Source organism: Cellulomonas sp. (genome assembly GCF_036279715.1).
Taxonomy (GTDB): Bacteria; Actinomycetota; Actinomycetes; order Actinomycetales; family Cellulomonadaceae; genus Cellulomonas_A.
Genome location: NZ_DASUIR010000071.1, coordinates 29,403 through 50,539, shown reverse-complemented (window position 1 = coordinate 50,539; position 21,137 = coordinate 29,403). Strand labels below are relative to the sequence as shown.

Below are 21,137 nucleotides of genomic sequence, written 5' to 3'. Positions count from 1 at the left end.
CCGTGACCCCGTCGCCCACGGGCACGCCGACCGTGACCCCGTCGCCCACGGGCACGCCGACCGTGACCCCGTCGCCCACGGGCACGCCGACCGTGACCCCGTCGCCCACGGGCACGCCGACCGTGAGTTCTTCCCCCACTGACGTGCCGCTCGCCATACCGACGCCCACCGGCACGCCGGCCGCCACGCCGACGGCGACGCCCAGCGCGACCCCGACGTACGTCTCCGAAGTCCTCAGCGCCGGGGCGCCCACCCCGACGCCCTCACCGTCGACCACCTATGTCTCCGAAGTGCTCGATGCGCAGCCGAACCTGGCAGCAACGGGCTCCTCGGTGGGACCGGTGCTGGGCGGCGCCGTGGTGCTGCTCGTCGCCGGAGGGCTGCTGGTGACGCTGCGCCGACGTTCGGGTCAAGGCTCCTGAACCGACCGACCAAGCGACACACCGACGGGGCCAACTCGCCGACTGGCGCATCTGACCAGCAGCGAGCTGTGCCCGGTGACGCCGACGCCGCCAGGGTTCTCTGATCCCTGGCGGCGTCGGCGTCACGTCGTGGGCGAGCGGGCGGGGTGTCCGCAGTCTCGGGCGGCCCCGGTGATCTGTCCGGGGCAGCGGTACGTTCCGGGCGCCGTTTCGTCCGAGCCTGCCGATGGCGTAGAATCGCCCGTTGGGTGTGTGTGCCCTGTGCTGTCTTGCCCCGGTGATCGACCCGGTGGCGGTGGCTGCACGCCGAGGTTCACTACCCTGCACGAATCCACGGAACGCACGAGTGGTCTCATCGTGGTCCACGTGGACTGGTTCATCCATCAGAGAGTTAGCGGAGGATATGGCAAAGAAGGACGGTGTCATCGAGATCGAAGGCAGCGTTGTCGAGGCCTTGCCGAACGCGATGTTTCGCGTGGAGCTGGCCAACGGCCACAGAGTGCTCGCCCACATCTCAGGCAAGATGCGTCAGCACTACATCCGGATCCTCCCTGAGGACCGCGTGGTCGTTGAGCTGAGCCCGTACGACCTGTCCCGCGGCCGGATCGTCTACCGCTACAAGTAACCGCCACTCGAACACGCCGTCGGTCCGGACCCCGGGCGCCGCGGCGGCGGAGGAACACGCAATGAAGGTCAAGCCCAGCGTCAAGAAGATCTGCGACAAGTGCAAGGTGATTCGCCGGCACGGTCGCGTCCAGGTGATCTGCGAGAACCTGCGCCACAAGCAGCGCCAGGGCTGATGCCCTGACGCTCGGGGCGCACCCGAGCAGCACCACCGGTCCTGGCCCTGCCAGAACCAGCAAGCGCACCGCCACTCCGGCATCGGCCCTTCGGTCGGCGCCGGTGAACCCTCGGTCGGAGGCCGAGGCCCGCAGCACGCGGGAGGGCAGTGCGGCAGACCTCCGAAGCGTTACAGGAGTCACCAGACACATGGCACGTCTTGTCGGCGTCGACCTCCCCCGCGAGAAGCGGCTCGAGATCGCGCTCACCTACATCTACGGCGTCGGTCGTACCCGCGCGCACCAGACGCTGGCCGCGACGGGCATCAGCCCGGACCTGCGCGTCAAGGACCTCGACGACGCGACCCTCGTCGTCCTGCGTGACTACCTCGAGGGCAACTTCAAGCTCGAGGGTGACCTCCGCCGTGAGGTTGCTGCGGACATCCGCCGCAAGGTCGAGATCGGTTGCTACCAGGGCCTGCGGCACCGCCGTGGCCTTCCCGTGCACGGACAGCGCACGAAGACCAACGCGCGTACCCGCAAGGGTCCGAAGCGCACCGTCGCCGGCAAGAAGAAGGCCGGCCGGAAGTAGCACCGGCGCAGGGCCCGGTCGGCGCAGCTCGCGCCGCCGCCCACGCGTCGGGACAACCGACATCACGACCCTGGCGACAGCCGGAGAATCAGAGAGAAACCGCAGATGCCCCCGAAGACTCGTGCAGCAGTTCGCAAGCCGCGCCGCAAGGAGAAGAAGAACGTCTCCCACGGCCAGGCGCACATCAAGAGCACGTTCAACAACACCATCGTCTCCATCACCGACCCCTCGGGTGCCGTGATCGCCTGGGCCTCGTCGGGCCAGGTCGGCTTCAAGGGCTCGCGCAAGTCGACGCCGTTCGCGGCTCAGCTCGCTGCTGAGGCCGCCGCGCGTCGTGCGCAGGAGCACGGCATGAAGAAGGTCGACGTCTTCGTCAAGGGCCCGGGCTCGGGCCGCGAGACCGCGATCCGCTCGCTCCAGGCGACCGGCCTCGAGGTCGGCTCGATCCAGGACGTCACCCCGCAGGCGCACAACGGTTGCCGCCCGCCGAAGCGTCGCCGGGTCTGATACCGGCGGGCGACCCGGCGCGGGGGAGACCTCGTGCCGGGCCGCCTGGAGTTGTCTGACCGGGTAGACCGAGACCCGGCCGGGTTGTCGTACTGCGCGGCGTCATATGGCGGACGCCCGCTGAGAGGAAACACACCGTGCTCATCGCACAGCGCCCCACCCTGACCGAAGAGGTCATCTCGGAGTACCGTTCGCGGTTCTCCATCGAGCCCCTCGAGCCCGGCTTCGGCTACACGCTCGGCAACTCGCTCCGTCGGACCCTGCTCTCCTCGATCCCGGGCGCCGCAGTGACGTCCATCCGTGTCGACGGCGTGCTGCACGAGTTCTCGACGATCCCGGGTGTGAAGGAAGACGTCACCGAGATCATCCTCAACATCAAGCAGCTCGTGGTCTCCTCGGAGAACGACGAGCCCGTCGTCATGTACCTGCGCAAGCAGGGTGGCGGCGCGGTCACGGCAGCGGACATCGTCCCGCCGGCGGGCGTCGAGGTGCACAACCCGGACCTTCACCTCGCGACGATCAACGAGAAGGGCAAGCTCGAGATCGAGCTCACGGTCGAGCGCGGCCGCGGGTACGTCTCGGCGAACCAGAACAAGTCCTACGACGCTGAGATCGGCCGCGTGCCGGTCGACTCGATCTACTCGCCGGTCCTCAAGGTGACCTACAAGGTCGAGGCGACGCGAGTCGAGCAGCGGACCGACTTCGACAAGCTCATCGTCGACGTCGAGACCAAGCAGGCCATCACCCCGCGCGACGCGCTCGCGTCGGCCGGTCGGACGCTCGTCGAGCTCTTCGGGCTTGCCCGTGAGCTCAACGTCGAGGCCGAGGGCATCGAGATCGGCCCGTCGCCGACGGACGCCGCGCTCGCCGCGGACCTCGCACTGCCCATCGAGGACCTGCAGCTGACGATCCGGTCCTACAACTGCCTCAAGCGCGAGGGGATCCACTCGGTGGGCGAGCTCGTGGCGCGCAGCGAGGCCGACCTCCTCGACATCCGCAACTTCGGTGCGAAGTCGATCACCGAGGTCAAGGAGAAGCTTGCCGAGCTCGGCCTGTCGCTCAAGGACAGCCCGCTCGACTTCGACCCGACCGCCGCCGCCGGCTACTACGACGCCGACGAGGGTGACTTCACCGAGGACGAGCAGTACTGACGCCGGGGGATGCGCGGTGCCCGTCGACGGGTGCCGCGCGTAGCCCATCACTGGAACGCAAGGAGCAATAGATCATGCCTACGCCCACCAAGGGTCCCCGCCTCGGTGGCGGTCCGGCGCACGAGCGGCTGATCCTGGCCAACCTGGCCACGTCACTGTTCGAGCACAAGCGCATCACGACGACCGAGGCCAAGGCAAAGCGCCTTCGCCCGCTCGCCGAGCGGCTCATCACGTTCGCGAAGCGTGGAGACCTGCACGCGCGCCGCCGCGTCATGACCGTCGTTCGGGACAAGTCCGTCGTCCACGCGCTGTTCACCGAGATCGCCCCCGCTGTCGCGGAGCGTCAGGGTGGCTACACCCGCATCACGAAGATCGGTGCCCGCAAGGGCGACAACGCGCCCATGGCCGTGATCGAGCTCGTCCTCGAGCCGCTCTCGCCGAAGCAGGCCGTCGTCAAGGAGGCCGAGAAGGCCGCCAAGAAGTCCGCGCCGAAGAAGGCCGCTCCGGCGACTGTCGTCGACGCGCCGGCCGAGGTCGTCGAGGAGTCCGTCAGCACCCAGCCGTACGGCGAGGGCTCCTACAAGGGCGAGGACGTGCCCGAGGGCTTCACCGTCAAGGGCAACGAGGACTCGATGAAGTACCACGTCGAGGGCTCGCAGTGGTACGACGCGACCGTCGCCGAGGTCTGGTTCGAGACGGCCGAGGCCGCCGAGGCCGCTGGCTTCGTCCCGGCCGGTGGCGCCAAGGCGCAGGCTGCAGACACCGAAGAGGCCTGACCAGCACGAGCACGACACGCACGACAGCCCGGCCGGGGTGAGATCCCCTGCCGGGCTGTCGTCGTTCGCGGCGCTAGCCTCGGACGCGGACCGGGCCGCCGGCCGGGTCCGCTGCCAACGTTGCGGAGGCGTGATGGCCGCTGAGCTGCCCGTCGTGTTCGTGCACGGCCTGCGCACCTCGCGCACGATGTGGCGCGCACAGGTGGCGGCTGTCGAGGCAGTGGGGCACACCGCTGTCGCGATCGACCTGCCAGGGCACGGTCACCGGCGCGGCGACCGGTTCACGTGGGACGGCGCCATCGATGCGGTCGCCCGGGGTGTGGACGACGCGGGGGGCCGCGCCCTCGTCGTCGGGCTGTCGCTCGGCGGATACGTGGCGATCGCGCACGCGGCGCGCCATCCGGAGCAGGTCGCGGGTCTGGTCGCTGCCGCCTGCTCGACGCGTCCGCTGCGGTCGCTCGTGGGCGGCTGGGAGCTCGCGGTCAGGGTGATCGACCAGCTGCCCGACGAGGGGGCACGACTGAACCAGCTGATGGTCGACCTGGCTCTGCCGTCGGCCGGAGCGCGTGACGTCGGAGCGGGCGGGTTCGCCCTCGACGTGGGCCGGGACGTGCTGCGCGCCGTCAGGGCGGCGCGGCCGGTGGACGACCTGGCTCGCATCGAGGTGCCGGTGTGGCTCGTCAACGGCCGGTACGACCACTTCCGGGGGGAGGAGCACCGCTACCTGGCGGCATGCCGGGACGGTCGTCTCGTCGTCGTTCCCCGCGCGACCCACCTGGTCAGCCTCGTCGCTCCCGTACGGTTCACACGCGTGGTCCTCGAGGCCCTGGACGCCCTGCAGGGGTGAGTGGCGCCCGGTGCGTCACACCAGCGAGCGCAGGTCCCACGCGCGGACGCCACCGACGATGCCGGCCTGGTTCGGGACGACGACGACGTCGTCGCCGAGACGTTCGAGTGCCTGCGGGATGATCCGGCGCGAGTTGCCGCCGCCGAGGTAGAGCCGGTCCCAGCAGAACACCGGGCGCAGGCCCTCGACGGCCCGACGGACGCGGCCTGACCATCGGGGGTCACCCAGCCTGGCGCGCTCGATCTCGCCGATGTAGGAGTCGTAGGTCGTGCCGCGCCGGATCGGTGCGTGCGAGAGCTCGAGGTGCGGGGCGAGGACGCCACCGTCGAACAGCGCCGAGCCGAGACCGGTGCCGAGGGTCAGGACGAGCTCGACGCCGGTCCCCGAGATGACACCGGCGCCGTGGACCTCGGCGTCGTTGAGGACCAGGGTCGGGATGCCGAGACGATGCTCGAGCGCGGCGCGGATGTCGCAGCCTGCCCAGCTGTCGACGAGGGCGGGGTCGACGCGGGTGTGCGGCCCGGCCGTGGTCACGTAGTGCGGGGTGGCGACGACGACGCCGTGCCGGATCATGCCGGGCATGCCGACGGTCAGCCGGTCGGCACGCGGGAGCCGGGCGGCGATCTCGACGACGGTCTCGATGAGCAGCGACGGTGGGAACGGGTAGGGCGTCAGCACCCGGATCGGGGGCACGTGCAACGTTCCGGCCGCATCGAGGACCGACGCCTTGATGCCGGTGCCGCCGCAGTCGACGGCGAGCGTGAAGACGGGGCGGCCGCTCGGGGCGACGGGTGTGCTCGATGTCACCTGCTCACGGTAGCGGGGGCAGGAGCGGGCTACCGTGTCGGGCGTGAACACGGTACGGCTCCGACTCGACCTCGCGTACGACGGCACCCGGTTCGCCGGCTGGGCGGTGCAGCCTGTGCTGCGCACCGTCCAGGGTGTGCTCGAGGAGGCGCTCGCGACGGTGCTGCACCTCGACCACCTGCGGGTGACGGTCGCGGGGCGCACGGACGCGGGCGTGCACGCGCGGGGTCAGGTGGCGCACGTCGACGTCCCGGCCGACACGTGGCTCGCGGTCCCCGGGCGGTCGACCCGCAGCGCCGAGGACGTGCTTGTCACCCGGCTCGGCGGGCTGCTGCCACCGGACGTCGTCGTGCACCGTGTGAGCGTCGCGCCCCCGGGCTTCGACGCCCGGTTCTCGGCGCTCCGCCGCCGGTACGTCTACCGCGTGTGCGACGACGCGACCCTGCGCGACCCCCTGCGACGGGCGCACGTCCTGTGGCACTCCCACCAGCTCGACGACGACGCGATGGACGCTGCGGCGCGGGCGCTGCTCGGACGCCATGACTTCGCGGCGTTCTGCAGGCCGCGCGTGGGAGCGACGACGATCCGCACGCTCGAGGTGCTGACGTGGCAGCGACCCGTCGACGGGCCGGACGCGGGACTCGTCGTCGCCCATGTGCAGGCGGACGCGTTCTGCCACAGCATGGTGCGTGCGCTCGTGGGGGCGAGCCTCGCGGTCGGAGAGGGGCGGCGCGAGGTGCGCTGGCCGGCCGACCTGCTCGCGGGGAGGCAGCGCGACCCGGGCAACGTCGTGGTGCCCGCGCTGGGCCTCACGCTCGAGGAGGTCACCTACCCGCCGGACGACGAGCTGGCAGCGCGCGCCGAACGCACGCGCGCGATCCGGTCGGCCGACGACGTCGACTCGCTGCGTCGCGACCTGGACGCGGCGTCCGAACCCTGCTGACAGGGCGGGCTCAGGCCTCGTCACCCTCCTCGTCGGTCGCGTCCTCCTCGGTCGTGTACTCCTCCTCGATGAGGTGCACCGCAGCCTCCTCGGCGCTGGCGGCGCCGCCGGAGATCCCCGCGTCGATCGCGAACTCGTCGTTGCCGCCCGCCTCGACAGCCTGCTCGTCCGCGACGAGCCGGCCCGCGCGGTCGGGCTCGCGCGCCGGGTCCATGCGCGGGTGGACGACCCACACCTCGGGCTCCTCCTCTGCGAGGCGCTGGTCGAGCGTCTCTCGGTGCTGCTGCTCCCACGCGGTCTCGCCGTAGTGGTTGGTGCGCTCCCGCTCCGGCGCGACGTACCCCTCGTCGAGGAGGTCGTCGACCCCGCGGTCCAGGAGCGTGTCCTCCATCGGCAGCTGGTCGCTGTCGCCCTCGGAGCCGCCGGTGAGTTCGTTGTCCGCGGCAGGCGTGTCGTTGCTCATGGCTCCACGATGGCACCAGACGGGCCACCCTGCGCGGCCTATGAGTTCGACGCGCGCGTGCGCCGCCAGGGACACTGGTCGGCGTGGGACACCTCGACATCAGCGCCGTGAGCTACTTCCTGCCCGACGGGCGCCCCCTCCTCGACGAGGTCGACCTGCGCGTGGCCGACGGCGCCAAGGTGGCGCTCGTGGGTCCCAACGGGGCGGGCAAGACCACGCTCCTGAGGATCGTGGCGGGGGACGAGGTCGCGCACGGCGGCACCGTGGTGCGCAGCGGCGGGCTGGGGATCATGCGCCAGATGGTCGGACGCATCGACGACGGGCGCTCGATCCGCGACCTGCTCGCGTCGCTCGCCCCGGCGGGCGTGCGGGACGCCGCCGTCGAGCTGGCGGCGGCCGAGACTGCGATCATGGAGGTCGACGACGAGCCCGCGCAGATGCGGTACGCGACGGCGCTCGTCGACTGGGCCGACGTCGGAGGCTACGAGGCCGAGGCGGGCTGGGACAAGGTCACCGACGCCGTGCTGTCCATCGGCTTCGACGCGGCGCAGTACCGCGAGGTGCGCACGCTGTCCGGCGGGGAGCAGAAGCGGCTCGTCCTCGAGGCGCTGCTGCGCGGACCCGAGGAGGTCCTGCTGCTCGACGAGCCCGACAACTACCTCGACGTGCCGACCAAGCGCTGGCTCGAGACCCAGCTCGCGGCCTCCCCCAAGACCGTGCTGTACGTGAGCCACGACCGCGAGCTGCTCGCGCGCACCGCGACGCAGATCGCCACCCTCGAGCCGACGGCGTCCGGGTCGGGCATCTGGGTGCACGGCGGCGGCTTCGGGAGCTACCCCGAGGCGCGCGAGGACCGGCGCTCGCGGCTCGAGGAGCTCCTGCGGCGCTGGGACGAGGAGCACGCGAAGCTCAAGGAGCTCGTCTTCACCCTCAAGAACAAGGCCGCCTTCAACGACGGGCTCGCGTCGCGCTACTCGGCGGCACAGACGCGGCTGCGGAAGTTCGAGGAGGCCGGCCCGCCGCAGGTCATGGCGCGCGAGCAGAATGTCCGGGTCAGGCTGCGCGGCGGACGCACGGCCAAGCGGGCCGTCGTGGCGACCGGCCTCGAGCTCACGGGGCTCATGAAGCCGTTCGACCTCGAGGTGTGGTTCGGCGAGCGCATCGCGGTCCTGGGCTCGAACGGCTCGGGAAAGTCGCACTTCCTCCGGCTGCTCGCGACCGGTGGCTCCGACCCCTCGCCCGAGCACGAGCCCGCCGGTGACGTCGACGTCACGCCCGTCGCCCACACCGGCCGCGTCGTGCTCGGGTCGCGCGTCCGGCCCGGCTGGTTCGCGCAGAACCACGACCACACCGAGCTCGTGGGACGCACCCTGCTGGAGATCCTGCACCGCGGTGACGGGCACCGAGCCGGGATGGGACGCGAGCCCGCCAGCAAGGCGCTCGACCGCTACGAGCTTGTCGCGGCGGCCGAGCAGACGTACGAGACGCTGTCCGGTGGGCAGCAGGCGCGGTTCCAGATCCTGCTGCTCGAGCTCGGCGGCGCGACCCTGCTCCTGCTCGACGAGCCGACCGACAACCTCGACCTCCACTCGGCCGAAGCGCTCGAGGCCGGTCTCGAGGCGTTCGAGGGGACGGTCATGGCGGTGACGCACGACCGCTGGTTCGCGCGAGGCTTCGACCGGTTCCTCGTGTTCGGCGCGGACGGCGAGGTCGTCGAGACGCCCGAGGCCGTGTGGGACTCGGGTCGGGTCAAGCGGGCCCGCTGAGGGCACCGGCCGCGGGCGCTGCGGGGATGTGCCCGAGGGCGCTCCCGGGGGTGCGCGACAGGGTGCGACGTCGGAGCGTTTTGACCCTGCGGCTCGGCGGCGGCTACTCTGGTGTGTCGTTGTGCGTCTCCCGTCCACACTGAGGCCGCTTCTGAGGATCGCAAGGAGCAGCTGCTCCCGGCAGATCCGCAGGCCGCAGTACGGACGGTCAGGTTCGGTGCTCCCACTCGCCGGCCCCCAGGGATGCTCCACCGACAGCACTCATCGGCGGGTCCGCCTCCTGCGGGCCATCGCTGTGGACACATCCAGCTATACGAAACGAAGGCTTAGACCGTGCGCACGTACACCCCGAAGCCCGGCGACGTCGAGCGGACCTGGCACATCATCGACGCGAACGATGTCGTCCTGGGTCGCCTGGCCACCCACGTGGCCACGTTGCTGCGCGGCAAGCACAAGGCGACCTTTGCTCCTCACGTCGACGGCGGCGACTTCGTCATCGTCATCAACGCGGAGAAGATCGCCCTCACCGGCAACAAGCGCGAGACCAAGCTCGCCTACCGTCACTCGGGCTACCCGGGCGGTCTGCGTGCGACCACCTACGCCGAGCTCCTCGAGAAGCACCCTGAGCGCGCGATCGAGAAGGCCGTCCGCGGCATGCTCCCGAAGAGCTCGCTCGCCCGTGCCCAGCTCTCGAAGCTCAAGGTGTACGTCGGTTCGGAGCACCCGCACGCGGCCCAGCAGCCCAAGCCGTTCGTCATCACCCAGGTAGCGCAGTAGGCCTCGGCCACTGCCAGCATTCACGACACAGGACGCGAGGACACCACCAGTGGCCGAGACCACGGTCGACATCGACCTTGAGGGCGACGACACGCCCACCAGCTACACCTCTGAGACGGTTGCCCCCACGGGCCGCGGCCAGAGCATCACGGCGCCCGCCCAGGCGCTCGGCCGTCGCAAGGAGGCCATCGCCCGCGTGCGCCTGGTGCCCGGCACCGGCCAGTGGAAGATCAACGGTCGCACGATCGAGGACTACTTCCCGAACAAGGTGCACCAGCAGCTCGTGAACTCGCCGCTGAAGCTCGTCGACGTCGAGGGTCGCTTCGACATCGTCGCCCGCATCACCGGTGGCGGCGTCAGCGGGCAGGCCGGCGCGCTGCGTCTCGGCATCGCCCGCGCGCTCAACAAGATCGACGAGGAAGCCAACCGCCCTGCACTGAAGAAGGCCGGCTTCCTGATGCGCGACTCGCGCGTCGTCGAGCGCAAGAAGGCCGGCCTCAAGAAGGCGCGCAAGGCCCCGCAGTACTCCAAGCGCTGATCCCTGCGCGTGGGCCCGATGGCTCCGAAGGTCACCGCGACCTTCGGGGCCATCGGCATGTCACGGCGTCGTACCGTGTGACGAGCGGTCGGGCGCCAGGACGGACGAAGGCGAGGCGCGGGCGAGTGCACGAGCAGCCGCGCGGGAACGACGAAGGAGTCAGCTGATGGGTCGACTGTTCGGGACCGATGGGGTCCGAGGCCTCGCCAACCGCGACGTGACGGCCGAGCTCGCGCTCGGGCTCTCGGTCGCCGCCGCGCGGGTGCTCGCCGCACAGGGCGAGTTCGTCGGGCACCGTCCGCGGGCCATCGTCGGCCGCGACTCGCGCGTCTCCGGTGAGTTCCTCAGCGCGGCCGTGGCGGCCGGTCTGGCCAGTGCGGGGGTGGACGTGCTCGACGTCGGCGTGCTGCCGACGCCCGCGGTCGCGTACCTGACGGCCACTCTCGGGGTCGACCTCGGCGTCGTGCTCTCGGCGTCGCACAACGCGATGCCCGACAACGGGATCAAGTTCCTCGCGCGCGGCGGGCTCAAGCTCGACGACGATCTCGAGATCGAGATCGAGGACCTGCTCGGCCAGCAGTGGGCGCACCCGGTCGGCGCGGATGTCGGCCGGATCCGGCTCGACAACGGCAGCGCCGGCTCGTCCTACGTCGATCACCTCGTCTCGACGATCGACGTGGGGCTGACGGGTCTGCGCATCGCGGTGGACTGCGCGAACGGTGCCGCGAGCGCGGTCGGCCCGGCCGCCCTCCGGGCTGCAGGAGCCGACGTCGTCGTGATCAACGCCTCGCCCGACGGGCGCAACATCAACGAGAAGTGCGGGTCGACGCACCCCGAGCAGCTGCAGGCCGTCGTCGTCGCCTCCGAGGCCGACCTGGGCGTCGCGTTCGACGGCGACGCCGACCGCTGCCTCGCGGTCGACCACACGGGGCGGCTCGTCGACGGCGACCAGATCATGGGCGTCCTTGCGATCGCGATGCGCGAGAGCGGGCGGCTCGTGGACGACACGCTCGTCGCGACCGTCATGAGCAACCTCGGCCTTCGCCTCGCGATGACGGCCGAGGGCATCCGCACGCTCGTCACGGGCGTCGGCGACCGGTACGTCCTCGAGGCGATGCGCGAGGGCGGCTACTCCCTCGGCGGCGAGCAGTCGGGCCACGTCATCATCGCGGAGCACGCGACGACCGGCGACGGTGTGCTCACGGCCCTCCAGCTCGCCGCGCGGGTCGCGGGCACGGGCCGGGACCTCGCCAAGCTCGCGTCGACCGTGCGCCGGCTGCCGCAGACGCTCGTGAACGTCTCCGGCGTCGACCGTGCGCGCACCGCGACGGACGAGGTCCTCGCCGAGGCCGTGCGGACCTCGGAGGTCGAGCTCGGCGAGACGGGTCGGGTGCTGCTGCGGCCGTCGGGCACCGAGCCGCTCGTGCGCGTCATGGTCGAGGCCGCGAGCCAGCCGGATGCGGACCGGATCGCCGGACGACTGGCCGACATCGTCCGCGACCGCCTCGCGCTGTGAGCGTGCCCGCCTCCGCCGTGCGGGGGATCGTCGAGGAGCTGCTGATGGAGGCCGAGCAGTCGCCGACCGGGACCGTCGGCATCGTCCAGGTGGGGCATCCCGTGCTGCGCGCCGTGGCCGAGCCGTACGACGGTCAGCTGGACGACGCGACGCTCGCGGCTCTCGTGGCCGTCATGCAGCGCACGATGCGCCTGGCGCCCGGGGTCGGTCTCGCCGCGCCCCAGATCGGCCTTCCGGTCGCGATCGCGGTGCTTGAGGACCCGGGCACGGTCGATCCCGAGATCGAGCGCGTGCGCGAGCGGTCCGTGCTGGGGTTCCGCGTGCTCGTCAACCCTCGCTACGAGGCGGCCGTCGGGGACGAGGAGCGCGTCGACTTCTACGAGGGCTGCCTGAGTTTCGTCGGGTACCAGGCGGTCGTGCCGCGCCTGCGGGCCGTGCGGCTCACGGGCACCGACGAGACGGGTACCCCGCTCGACGAGGTCGTCACCGGCTGGCCCGCGCGCATCGTGCAGCACGAGACCGACCACCTCGGCGGGACGCTCTACATCGACCGGGCACGGCTGCGCTCGCTCGCCGCGTCAGACCGGCTCGGAGCCCACTGGGCCAGTGAGCCGCGACCTCGTGCGGCGGCGCGGGAGCTCGGTTTCGACCTGGCGTGACGTGCGGCGGTGCGGCGTCGGGACCACGGGCCGTCCGCCGTCCGGTGGACGGCCCGCGGGGTGTGTCATCCGACGGGAGGACGACACGGCGCCCAGCCGCACGGCAGGGTCGAGTCAGGGATCCGTAGGGGTCGGCTCAGGGTCATGCCGTGTTCCGCCCGGACCGGGACCGCCCTACCGTAGAGATCGACGTCCCGACCGGTCCGCGCCCACCCGATCCCTGGAGCTGATGCACGGTGCTCGAGCACTGGACCCTTGCGCTCGCCGGTTCGCCGTGGGTGTACGTCGCGCTCTACGTGTTCGCGACGATCGACGGGTTCTTCCCCCCGATCCCGAGCGAGTCGGTCGTCATCGGGCTCGCCGCGCTCGCGGCGTCGACCGGTGAGCCGGCGATCGCGGTGCTCATCCCCGTCGCTGCGCTCGGCGCGTTCACGGGCGATCAGATCGCCTACACGATCGGGACGAGGGTCGACCTTCACCGTGTCCGCCTGTTCCGCGGGCGCAAGGGCCGCAGGGCGCTCGAGTGGGCCGAGAACGCGCTCGCGCACCGCGGGTCGTCGTTCATCCTGGCAGCGCGCTACATCCCGGTCGGCCGCGTCGCGGTGAACATGACGGCAGGCGCGCTCGGCTTCCCACGTCGCCGGTTCGTCGGCCTCACGGCGCTCGCGGGCCTGACCTGGGCGGCGTACGGGACGGCGATCGGCATCGGTGCGGGAGCCTGGCTCAAGGGGCACCCGGTCGTCGCCGTCGCTGTCGGGATCGTCGTCGGCGTCGTCGTGGGGCTCGTGATCGACTGGGCGCTGCGGCGGTTCCTGCCGGCGGGGGACCCCCCCGTCGCGCTGGACCAGAAGCGGGCTTCGCAGCCTGCCGCCGATGCGGCGCCGGACTCCGGGGGGGCGACGGCGCCGGCAGCCGCCGAGCCGCGTCCGTCGACGGGCTCGTAGCCTCACGTCCGCGGTCGGCCGCCGTGCGGTCGGTCGTCGCATCGGCTCTCCCGGTCACGTCCGCACAACGATCCACCCTGTCTGCTAACGATCTGGTCTCACCGCGCTCTGCGTCCGTCGGCCGTGTCTAGGCTCGGAGCCGGGGGCACACCGTGGTCGTCCCCTGCACCCCTCCGCAGGTCGTCGTCGTGGCCGTCAGCCCGCTCCTCGTGGGGTGCGTTCCGACGGACGAGACCGAGGTGGTGAGACATGCGCGGCCAGACTGCTGCGCGCCTCGCGACCGTCGCTGCCGCCGTGACACTGCTCGTGGGCTGCTCGTCTGACACCTCGCCGATCCCCTCACCTGCGACGATCGCGTCGGCTGCTGACTGCCTGGCGCCGCAGGTGATCGCTGATCTCGGGCTACGGGCGGACGCGCGTGAGCTGTCAGCGACCTCGCACCCCGACGTGCCCGATCCCGGCGCCGTCCCAGCAGGCTTCGAGCCCGTGAGTGTCGTGGAGTGCACCACCGGCGAGCGGCTCACCGACGCGCAGGGAGTGTGGGACGCCATCACCGTGCGCCACCTCGAGGGTGACCTCGCTCCGTTGCTGGCGGCGCTCGCCGCACCGCGGTCGACCTCGACCGGCGACCAGCTGTGCCCGGCGACCGACGTCGCGGCGTCCGAGCTCTGGCTCGTCGACGCGCTCGGCAGGGCGGTCCGGCCTGCGCCGCCCGTCGACGCGTGCGGGGCACCCATGGCGGGGGTCCGCGCGGCGGTCGCCGCGTTGGCCGAGATCGAGGTCACGCACTACCGGGTGCATCTCGCGGCATCGCGCGCCACGGTCAGTCCGACCACGCAGTCGACCCGCCTGCCGACCCCACAGCCGACCGCCCGGCCGGCCGTCGGCTGACACCGCCCGACCGTCACCCCGGCGAGAGCTGTCAGAGCTTGCGCAGGCGCACCCGCTGGACCGCGTGGTCCGCACCCTTCGTGAGCACGAGCGTCGCGCGGCTCCGGGTCGGCAGGATGTTCTGCACGAGGTTCGGCGCGTTGATCGCGTCCCAGATCCCTTCCGCCCGCTCCACGGCCTCGTCGTCGGACAGCGACGCGTACCGGTGGAAGAACGACTCAGGCCGTGCGAACGCGGTGCTGCGGAGGGACAGGAAGCGGTCGACGTACCACTGGCGGACGTCGGGGGTGCGGGCGTCGACGTAGATCGAGAAGTCGAAGAAGTCGCTCACGGCCAGGCTCGACGGGCCCTCGGCCGCGGGACGCGCGGGCTGCAGGACGTTGAGGCCCTCGACGATGAGCACGTCGGGCCGGCGCACGACGACCTCGGCGCCCGGGACGATGTCGTAGGTCAGGTGGTCGTAGACGGGGGCCCGGACCTCGGGGCGACCGGCCTTGACCCTCGAGACGAACCGGACGAGCGCGCGCCGGTCGTACGACTCGGGAAAGCCCTTGCGGTCCATGAGGCCGCGACGCTCGAGCTCGGCGTTCGGGTAGAGGAAGCCGTCGGTGGTGAGCAGCTCGACGTGGGGGGTCGCGGGCCAGCGTGCCATGAGCTCGCGCAGCAGCCGCGCCGTCGTCGACTTGCCGACGGCGACCGACCCGGCCACGCCGATGACGAACGGGGTGCTGCCGGTGTCCTCGCGCAGGAACGTGCTCGACGCCTCGTGCAGCCCGCGGGTCGCGGCGACGTACAGATCGAGCAGACGGGAGATCGGGCGGTAGATCGCGTCGACCTCCGCGAGGTCGATCGGGTCGCCCAGACCGCGCAGGCGGGTCACGTCGGCATCGGTCAGCGGCAGGGGGGTGGACGCCGAGAGCCGGGTCCACGCCTGCCGGTCGAGCTCGACGTACGGCGTGGACGGCACGGAGTCGGCACTGTGAGACACGCACCGATTGTGCACGATCGCCGGACCCGTGGACGGCGCCCCGGGAGGTCGATCGGCTGAGCCTGGTGTGCGGCCCGGGCCCAGGCCGACCAGACCGGCCCCGCCGCGGCACCCCGGTAGACTCCCCGCCATGTGCGGAATCGTCGGATACGTCGGCAGCCAGCAGCCCAACGGGCGCCCCCTCGAGGTCGTCCTGGAGGGCCTGCGCCGCCTCGAGTACCGCGGCTACGACTCGGCGGGCGTCGCGCTGACCGGGACGAGCGACGGGAAGCTCGCGGTCACCAAGAAGGCCGGCAAGCTCGTCAACCTCATCGACGCGCTCGACCTCGACCCGCTGCCCGCGTCGACCGCGGCCATCGGGCACACGCGCTGGGCGACGCACGGCGGTCCCACCGACGTCAACGCGCACCCGCACGTCGTCGGCAAGGTCGCGGTCATCCACAACGGCATCGTCGAGAACTTCGTCGCGCTCAAGGCCGAGCTGCTGGCCGCCGGCACGACGTTCACCTCCGAGACGGACACCGAGGTCGTGGCGCACCTGCTCGCCGGCGCCTACGACGTGCACGGCGACCTGACGGCCGCCCTGACCGCGGTCGTCCAGCGACTGAAGGGCACGTTCACGCTGCTCGCGGTTCACGCCGACATCCCCGACGTCGTCGTCGGCGCCCGGCACGACTCGCCGCTGGTCGTCGGGCTCGGCGACGGCGAGAACTTCCTGGGGTCGGACGTGTCCGCGTTCATCGCGCAGACCAAGGAAGCGCTCGAGCTCGACCAGGACCAGGTCGTGACGATCACCCCGACGTCGGTCGTCGTGACCGACTTCGCCGGCGGCCCGGCGCAGGGGCGGCGCTACACCGTCGACTGGGACGCCGCCGCGGCCGAGAAGGGCGGCTTCCGCTCGTTCATGGACAAGGAGATCCACGACCAGCCGAAGGCGGTCGCGGACACGCTCCTCGGGCGCACCGACCTCGCGGGTCACCTCGTCCTCGACGACCTGCGCATCGACGAGGCCGTGCTGCGCTCGATCGACAAGATCATCGTCATCGCGTGCGGGACGGCGGCCTACGCCGGGCACGTCGCCAAGTACGCGATCGAGCACTGGTGCCGGATCCCGGTCGAGGTCGAGCTGGCTCACGAGTTCCGGTACCGCGACCCGGTCGTCAACGAGAAGACCCTCGTCGTCGCGATCTCGCAGTCCGGCGAGACGATGGACACCCTGATGGCCGTCCGGCACGCGCGCGAGCAGGGTGCCAAGGTCCTGGCGATCGTCAACACGCACGGGTCGACGATCCCGCGCGAGTCCGACGCGGTCCTCTACACGCATGCCGGCCCCGAGATCGCCGTCGCCTCGACCAAGGCGTTCCTGGCGCAGATCACCGCCGCGTACCTCCTCGGGCTCTACCTGGCGCAGCTGCGCGGGAACAAGTTCCCCGACGAGATCTCGGCCATCCTCGACGAGCTGCGACTGATGCCCGCCAAGATCCAGCAGGTTCTCGACCGGGCCGGCCGCGTCCGCGAGATCGCGCGGTGGATGGCCGACACGTCCTCGGTGCTGTTCCTCGGCCGGCACGTCGGGTTCCCGGTCGCGATGGAGGGTGCGCTCAAGCTCAAGGAGCTCGCCTACATCCACGCCGAGGGGTTCGCGGCGGGGGAGCTCAAGCACGGTCCCATCGCGCTCATCGAGCCCGGGCAGCCGGTGTTCGTCATCGTCCCCTCGCCGCGTGGCCGGGACTCGCTGCACTCGAAGGTCGTCTCGAACATCCAGGAGATCCGTGCACGCGGGGCCCGCACGCTCGTGATCGCCGAGGACGGCGACGAGGCCGTGCGGCCGTTCGCCGACGAGGTGTTCTACGTCCCGCAGTCGCCGGTCCTGCTCGCGCCGCTGCTCACGGTCGTGCCGCTGCAGATCTTCGCGTGCGAGCTCGCGACCTCTCGCGGGCTCGACGTCGACCAGCCGCGCAACCTGGCGAAGTCCGTCACGGTCGAGTGAGCGGCGTCGCGTGATCGTCGGCGTCGGGATCGATGTCGTGGACGTCGCTCGCTTTCTCGCGACGCTCGAGCGGGCGCCGCGGCTACGGACGCGGCTGTTCACGGCGGACGAGCGCGACCTCCCGCCCGCGTCGCTCGCTGCGCGGTTCGCCGCGAAGGAGGCCATCGCGAAGTCCCTGGGTGCGCCGGCCGGCATGAGCTGGCAGGACGCCACGGTGCACCGCGTGCGCGGCGGTCAGGCGGTCGTCGAGACGCGCGGGACGGTCGCTGCCCGCGCGGCCGAGCTCGGGGTCACCCGGTTCCACCTGTCGATCTCGCACGACGCCGGCATCGCGTCGGCGGTCGTCGTCGCCGAGAGCGACTGAGCAGCAGACCTCAGCGAAACGCCGGGACGACCTCGCGCTCGAACAGCTCGATGCCCGAGCGGTCGTAGGCGGCCTCGGCGAAGTACGTGATCGCGTACGTCATGCCGAGATTCTCGAGCTCGCGCAGCTTCTCGACGATCTGCTCGGGGGTGCCGACGAGGGGGCCGTTACGGAACTCCTCGGCGACTCCGGGTGCCTTGTCGGGGACGGTGAGGCTGTAGTGCTCCTCGATCCACGCGATACGGTCGTCGACCTCGGCCTGGGTGCTGCCGATGACCACGTTGTAGTTGGCCGAGCGGGTGATCTCGTCAAAGCTGCGCCCGATGTCGTCGCAGTGCCCGCGCAGGATCGCCGACTTGTGCGCGAACCCGGCGGGCGAGCCGTCGAAGTTCGTGTACGCCGCGTGCTCGGCGGCGATACGCAGGGTCTTCTTCTCCCCGCCGCCGGCGATCCACAGGGGCGGGCCGTCGACCTGCAGGGGCAGCGGCGACAGCTGCGCACCGTCGACCTTGTAGTGCACGCCGTCCAGGGTCGCGGTGCCGTTGGTCCACATCTGCTTGAAGATCTGGACGCCCTCCTCGAGCATCGCGATCCGCTCGCCGGCACGCGGGAACCCGTAGCCGTACGCGCGCCACTCGTGCTCGTACCAGCCGGCCCCGATGCCCATCTCGACGCGGCCGCCCGAGATGATGTCGGCCGTGGTGGCGACCTTGGCCAGGTACGCCGGGTTGCGGTACGCCATGCACGTGCACATCTGCCCGAGGCGGACGCGCGTGGTGCTCGCGGCGTACGCGTTGATAAGGCTCCATGCCTCGTGGGTCGCCTCGCCGTTGGGCTCGGGCACCGCATGGAAGTGGTCGTACACCCAGATCGACTCGAAGGCGTCGCCGTCGTCGGCATGCTTCGCGAGCGAGTGCATGACCTTCCAGTGGTCCTGCGGGGGGATCCCGGTGAGGGACTGACGCCAACCCTGGGGGATGAAGAGTCCGAAGCGCATGGTCCGAACGTACCGCGCCGATGGCGGTCGGGGCGGTGGGCCGCCCGCGCGGGCTGGGCGGCGGCATGATGGGGACCGTGATCCTCGCCTTCGACTCAGACGCCGTGCGCGCAGCCGAGGAGCCCCTGCTCGCCGCCGGTGCGCCGCTCATGGACCGGGCCGCCTTCGCGCTCGCGGTGCGGGTCGCGGCCGAGCTGCGCGCGCGGCGGGGGCGCGTCGTCGGGGCCGTCGTGGTCGTGCTCGTCGGCGCCGGCAACAACGGCGGCGACGCCCTGCATGCCGGTGCGCTGCTCGCGCGACGCGGTGCCGGGGTCCTGGCCGTCGCGACGTCGGACCGCGTGCACGCCGGCGGGCTGGCAGCACTCTGCGCGGCCGGGGGGCGGGTCGTGTCGGTGGCCGACGGCGGCCCCGGTCCGCACGTGTGGGCCGGCGACGCGATCGCGGAGGCGTACGCCGCCGACGTCGTCCTCGACGGGCTCCTGGGCATCGGGGCGCGTGGTGCGCTGCGGGGGCCGGCGGCGGAGGTCGTGCGACTGCTGGGTGAGCTCATGGCCGACGAGAGCGTCGGTGGGCGGGGCTCCGGGCCGCTCGTCGTAGCGGTCGACCTGCCGAGCGGGATCGGTGTCGATGCGGGCGACGTGCCGCGGGGCGACGACCACGCGGGCGGTCGCGCGGGCGCCGATGGTCGCAGCGACGGGCCGGCCGCGGTCGGCTCGGTGCTGCCCGCGGACGTGACGGTCACGTTCGGTGCGGCCAAGCCAGGGCTGCTGCTGCCGCCCGCCGCCGGACTCGTCGGGCGGCTCGACGTGGTCGACATCGGTCTGGACCTCACGGGCTCGCGGCCCGCGGTGGCGCGGCTGGAGCCCGGCGACATCGCCGGGCTGTGGCCCGTGCCCGGGGCGAGCTCGCACAAGTACACGCGCGGTGTCCTGGGCGTCGTCGCCGGGACGCCGGCCTACCCCGGCGCAGCGGTGCTGACGGTCAGTGCTGCGGTGCGCGCCGGCGTCGGCATGGTCCGGTTCCTGGGGTCACCGGGCGTCACGGCCACGGTCCTGGCCGCGCGGCCCGAGGTCGTCGCGGTCGACGGACGGGTGCAGGCCTGGGCCCTCGGGCCGGGGGTCGACCCCGAGGACCGCGCGCAGGCGGACCGGGTCAGGGACGGTCTGGCCCAGGCGCTCGCTCGCGAGCTGCCCGCCGTCGTCGACGCCGGTGGCCTCGCGCTCCTGCCCGACCGCCTCGCGCCGTGGGTGGTCCTCACGCCGCACGCGGGCGAGCTCGCGACGCTGCTGAGCGCGCGTGGCGAGGACGTGGACCGCGCTCAGGTCGAGGCCGAGCCGCTGCGCTGGGCCCGGCGGGCGCACGAGCTCACCCGTGCGACCGTGCTGCTCAAGGGTGCGGTGACCATCGTCGTCGGGCCGGAGGGTGCTGTGTACGCGCAGGCCGACGCCCCGTCGTGGCTCGCCACGGCGGGTGCGGGCGACGTGCTCACAGGACTGCTCGGGGCCCTCCTGGCCGGCCGCGCGCAGGCCGTCGTCGCCGACCCGACCCTCGTGGCGGCGCTCGCGTCGGCGGCTGCTCTCATGCACGGGCGCGCGGCACACCGCGCGAACCCGGGTGGTCCGGTCGCCGCGCTCGCGGTCGCCGACGCCCTCCCGGCCACGATCGCGGCCGTCCTACGTGGCGACCGAGACTGACGGCACGCCGCACGCCGGGGCTCGCACCGGGCAGACTGGGCGCGTGCTGCTCGAGGACTCGCTGGGCGCGCGCATCGACGCGCTGATGGACACCGGCACGCGCCGGATCCTGGGGATCGCCGGGCCGCCCGGGGCGGGCAAGTCGACACTGGCTGCCGCCGTCGCGTCGGCGTTCCCCGGGCTGTGCGTCGTCGTGCCCATGGACGGCTTCCACCTGGCCCAGAGCGAGCTCGAGCGGCTCGGTCGCGCCGACCGCAAAGGCGCCCCCGACACGTTCGACGCCGCGGGCTTCGTCGCCCTGCTCCGCCGGCTGCGGGCACCGGTCGCGGGGGAGACCGTGTACGCGCCCGAGTACCACCGTGAGCTGCACAACGCCGTCGCGGGGGCGATCCCGGTGCCCGCCGACGTGCCGCTCGTCCTCACCGAGGGCAACTACCTGCTGCTGGGGTCGGACGGGTTCAGTCCGGTCGCCGACCTGCTCGACGAGGTGTGGTTCGCCGACCAGCCGGAGCACCGGCGGCTCGCACGACTGGTCGCGCGGCACGAGCTGACCGGCAAGGCGCCGAGCGCCACGCACGACTGGGCGCACGGTCCCGACCAGCGCAACGCCGAGCTCGTCGCCGCGACGCGGTCGAGGGCCGACATCGTCGTGCCCATGCCGTGAGGTGCCTTGCGCTGTCGCAGCGGGGTTGTCCGGTGGCGTTGCGGAACGGTCAGCAGGCCGGT

At 72.1% G+C, this 21,137-nt stretch carries 24 protein-coding genes; 19 read left to right on the top strand and 5 right to left on the bottom strand.

The window, feature by feature from the left end:
* Window positions 1-277, bottom strand: a 277-nt coding sequence (locus VFW79_RS07665) for a hypothetical protein (RefSeq protein WP_329676720.1), incomplete at its 3' end; no start/stop codon positions are given.
* Between the two features lie 548 nt (window positions 278-825).
* On the opposite strand from VFW79_RS07665, the gene infA reads away from it, so the two are divergent.
* From infA to VFW79_RS07630, 7 genes are all read left to right on the top strand, one after another.
* Window positions 826-1,047, top strand: a complete 222-nt coding sequence (gene infA, locus VFW79_RS07660) for a translation initiation factor IF-1 (protein WP_024286981.1) — start codon at window positions 826-828, stop codon at window positions 1,045-1,047.
* 61 nt (window positions 1,048-1,108) lie between these two features.
* Entirely contained in the window at window positions 1,109-1,222 is a 114-nt protein-coding gene (gene rpmJ / locus VFW79_RS07655; RefSeq protein ID WP_013117849.1) for a 50S ribosomal protein L36, read from the top strand.
* Window positions 1,223-1,412: 190 nt separating this feature from the next.
* The gene (rpsM, locus tag VFW79_RS07650) at window positions 1,413-1,793 is read left to right on the top strand and encodes a 30S ribosomal protein S13 (RefSeq protein WP_329676719.1); all 381 of its coding nucleotides are present in this window, start codon (window positions 1,413-1,415) and stop codon (window positions 1,791-1,793) included.
* 105 nt (window positions 1,794-1,898) lie between these two features.
* Window positions 1,899-2,300, top strand: coding sequence for a 30S ribosomal protein S11 (rpsK, locus tag VFW79_RS07645; protein WP_109130736.1), 402 nt, complete (start codon window positions 1,899-1,901; stop codon window positions 2,298-2,300).
* A 137-nt stretch (window positions 2,301-2,437) separates the two neighbouring features.
* A complete protein-coding gene (locus tag VFW79_RS07640) occupies window positions 2,438-3,451 on the top strand; it encodes a DNA-directed RNA polymerase subunit alpha (protein ID WP_329676718.1) in 1,014 nt (337 codons plus the stop codon).
* Between the two features lie 74 nt (window positions 3,452-3,525).
* Window positions 3,526-4,227, top strand: a complete 702-nt coding sequence (rplQ, locus tag VFW79_RS07635) for a 50S ribosomal protein L17 (RefSeq protein WP_329676717.1) — start codon at window positions 3,526-3,528, stop codon at window positions 4,225-4,227.
* A gap of 133 nt (window positions 4,228-4,360) precedes the next feature.
* Window positions 4,361-5,074 carry an alpha/beta hydrolase gene (locus VFW79_RS07630; RefSeq protein ID WP_329676716.1) on the top strand — a complete coding sequence of 238 codons (714 nt, stop codon included), beginning with the start codon at window positions 4,361-4,363 and terminating at the stop codon, window positions 5,072-5,074.
* Window positions 5,075-5,089: 15 nt separating this feature from the next.
* Here the strand turns inward: VFW79_RS07630 and VFW79_RS07625 are convergent, their stop codons facing one another.
* Window positions 5,090-5,881 (bottom strand): ROK family protein, encoded by a 792-nt coding sequence (locus tag VFW79_RS07625; protein ID WP_329676715.1) that lies wholly within the window; start codon window positions 5,879-5,881, stop codon window positions 5,090-5,092.
* Between the two features lie 43 nt (window positions 5,882-5,924).
* Between VFW79_RS07625 and truA the strand changes: the two genes are divergently transcribed.
* Entirely contained in the window at window positions 5,925-6,824 is a 900-nt protein-coding gene (truA, locus tag VFW79_RS07620) for a tRNA pseudouridine(38-40) synthase TruA (RefSeq protein ID WP_329676714.1), read from the top strand.
* A gap of 10 nt (window positions 6,825-6,834) precedes the next feature.
* Here truA and VFW79_RS07615 read toward each other — a convergent pair whose 3' ends face one another.
* Window positions 6,835-7,287, bottom strand: coding sequence for a DUF5709 domain-containing protein (locus VFW79_RS07615; RefSeq protein ID WP_329676713.1), 453 nt, complete (start codon window positions 7,285-7,287; stop codon window positions 6,835-6,837).
* A gap of 83 nt (window positions 7,288-7,370) precedes the next feature.
* Between VFW79_RS07615 and VFW79_RS07610 the strand changes: the two genes are divergently transcribed.
* The 7 genes from VFW79_RS07610 (at window position 7,371) to VFW79_RS07580 (ending at window position 14,378) form a co-directional block, all read left to right on the top strand.
* Entirely contained in the window at window positions 7,371-9,053 is a 1,683-nt protein-coding gene (locus VFW79_RS07610; protein ID WP_329676712.1) for an ABC-F family ATP-binding cassette domain-containing protein, read from the top strand.
* Between the two features lie 333 nt (window positions 9,054-9,386).
* Window positions 9,387-9,830, top strand: a complete 444-nt coding sequence (gene rplM, locus VFW79_RS07605) for a 50S ribosomal protein L13 (RefSeq protein WP_109130729.1) — start codon at window positions 9,387-9,389, stop codon at window positions 9,828-9,830.
* Window positions 9,831-9,879: 49 nt separating this feature from the next.
* Window positions 9,880-10,368, top strand: coding sequence for a 30S ribosomal protein S9 (gene rpsI / locus VFW79_RS07600; RefSeq protein WP_109130728.1), 489 nt, complete (start codon window positions 9,880-9,882; stop codon window positions 10,366-10,368).
* 166 nt (window positions 10,369-10,534) lie between these two features.
* The gene (gene glmM / locus VFW79_RS07595; RefSeq protein WP_329676711.1) at window positions 10,535-11,884 is read left to right on the top strand and encodes a phosphoglucosamine mutase; all 1,350 of its coding nucleotides are present in this window, start codon (window positions 10,535-10,537) and stop codon (window positions 11,882-11,884) included.
* A 44-nt stretch (window positions 11,885-11,928) separates the two neighbouring features.
* Window positions 11,929-12,543, top strand: coding sequence for a peptide deformylase (locus tag VFW79_RS07590; protein ID WP_414647909.1), 615 nt, complete (start codon window positions 11,929-11,931; stop codon window positions 12,541-12,543).
* A 236-nt stretch (window positions 12,544-12,779) separates the two neighbouring features.
* The gene (locus tag VFW79_RS07585) at window positions 12,780-13,487 is read left to right on the top strand and encodes a DedA family protein (protein WP_329676709.1); all 708 of its coding nucleotides are present in this window, start codon (window positions 12,780-12,782) and stop codon (window positions 13,485-13,487) included.
* 249 nt (window positions 13,488-13,736) lie between these two features.
* Window positions 13,737-14,378 carry a hypothetical protein gene (locus VFW79_RS07580; RefSeq protein ID WP_329676708.1) on the top strand — a complete coding sequence of 214 codons (642 nt, stop codon included), beginning with the start codon at window positions 13,737-13,739 and terminating at the stop codon, window positions 14,376-14,378.
* Between the two features lie 31 nt (window positions 14,379-14,409).
* Here VFW79_RS07580 and coaA read toward each other — a convergent pair whose 3' ends face one another.
* A complete protein-coding gene (coaA, locus tag VFW79_RS07575) occupies window positions 14,410-15,366 on the bottom strand; it encodes a type I pantothenate kinase (protein ID WP_329676707.1) in 957 nt (318 codons plus the stop codon).
* 130 nt (window positions 15,367-15,496) lie between these two features.
* On the opposite strand from coaA, the gene glmS reads away from it, so the two are divergent.
* Together glmS and VFW79_RS07565 are read left to right on the top strand one after the other, a co-directional pair.
* A complete protein-coding gene (gene glmS, locus VFW79_RS07570; protein ID WP_329676706.1) occupies window positions 15,497-17,356 on the top strand; it encodes a glutamine--fructose-6-phosphate transaminase (isomerizing) in 1,860 nt (619 codons plus the stop codon).
* Window positions 17,357-17,366: 10 nt separating this feature from the next.
* A complete protein-coding gene (locus VFW79_RS07565) occupies window positions 17,367-17,720 on the top strand; it encodes a holo-ACP synthase (protein ID WP_329676705.1) in 354 nt (117 codons plus the stop codon).
* 10 nt (window positions 17,721-17,730) lie between these two features.
* Here VFW79_RS07565 and VFW79_RS07560 read toward each other — a convergent pair whose 3' ends face one another.
* Window positions 17,731-18,717, bottom strand: a complete 987-nt coding sequence (locus VFW79_RS07560) for an LLM class F420-dependent oxidoreductase (protein ID WP_329676704.1) — start codon at window positions 18,715-18,717, stop codon at window positions 17,731-17,733.
* Between the two features lie 20 nt (window positions 18,718-18,737).
* Between VFW79_RS07560 and VFW79_RS07555 the strand changes: the two genes are divergently transcribed.
* Together VFW79_RS07555 and VFW79_RS07550 are read left to right on the top strand one after the other, a co-directional pair.
* Window positions 18,738-20,411 carry an NAD(P)H-hydrate dehydratase gene (locus VFW79_RS07555; protein ID WP_329676703.1) on the top strand — a complete coding sequence of 558 codons (1,674 nt, stop codon included), beginning with the start codon at window positions 18,738-18,740 and terminating at the stop codon, window positions 20,409-20,411.
* A gap of 43 nt (window positions 20,412-20,454) precedes the next feature.
* On the top strand, window positions 20,455-21,075 hold the full coding sequence (locus VFW79_RS07550; protein WP_414647908.1) for a nucleoside/nucleotide kinase family protein: 621 nt from the start codon (window positions 20,455-20,457) through the stop codon (window positions 21,073-21,075).
* Window positions 21,076-21,137: the final 62 nt, after the last annotated feature.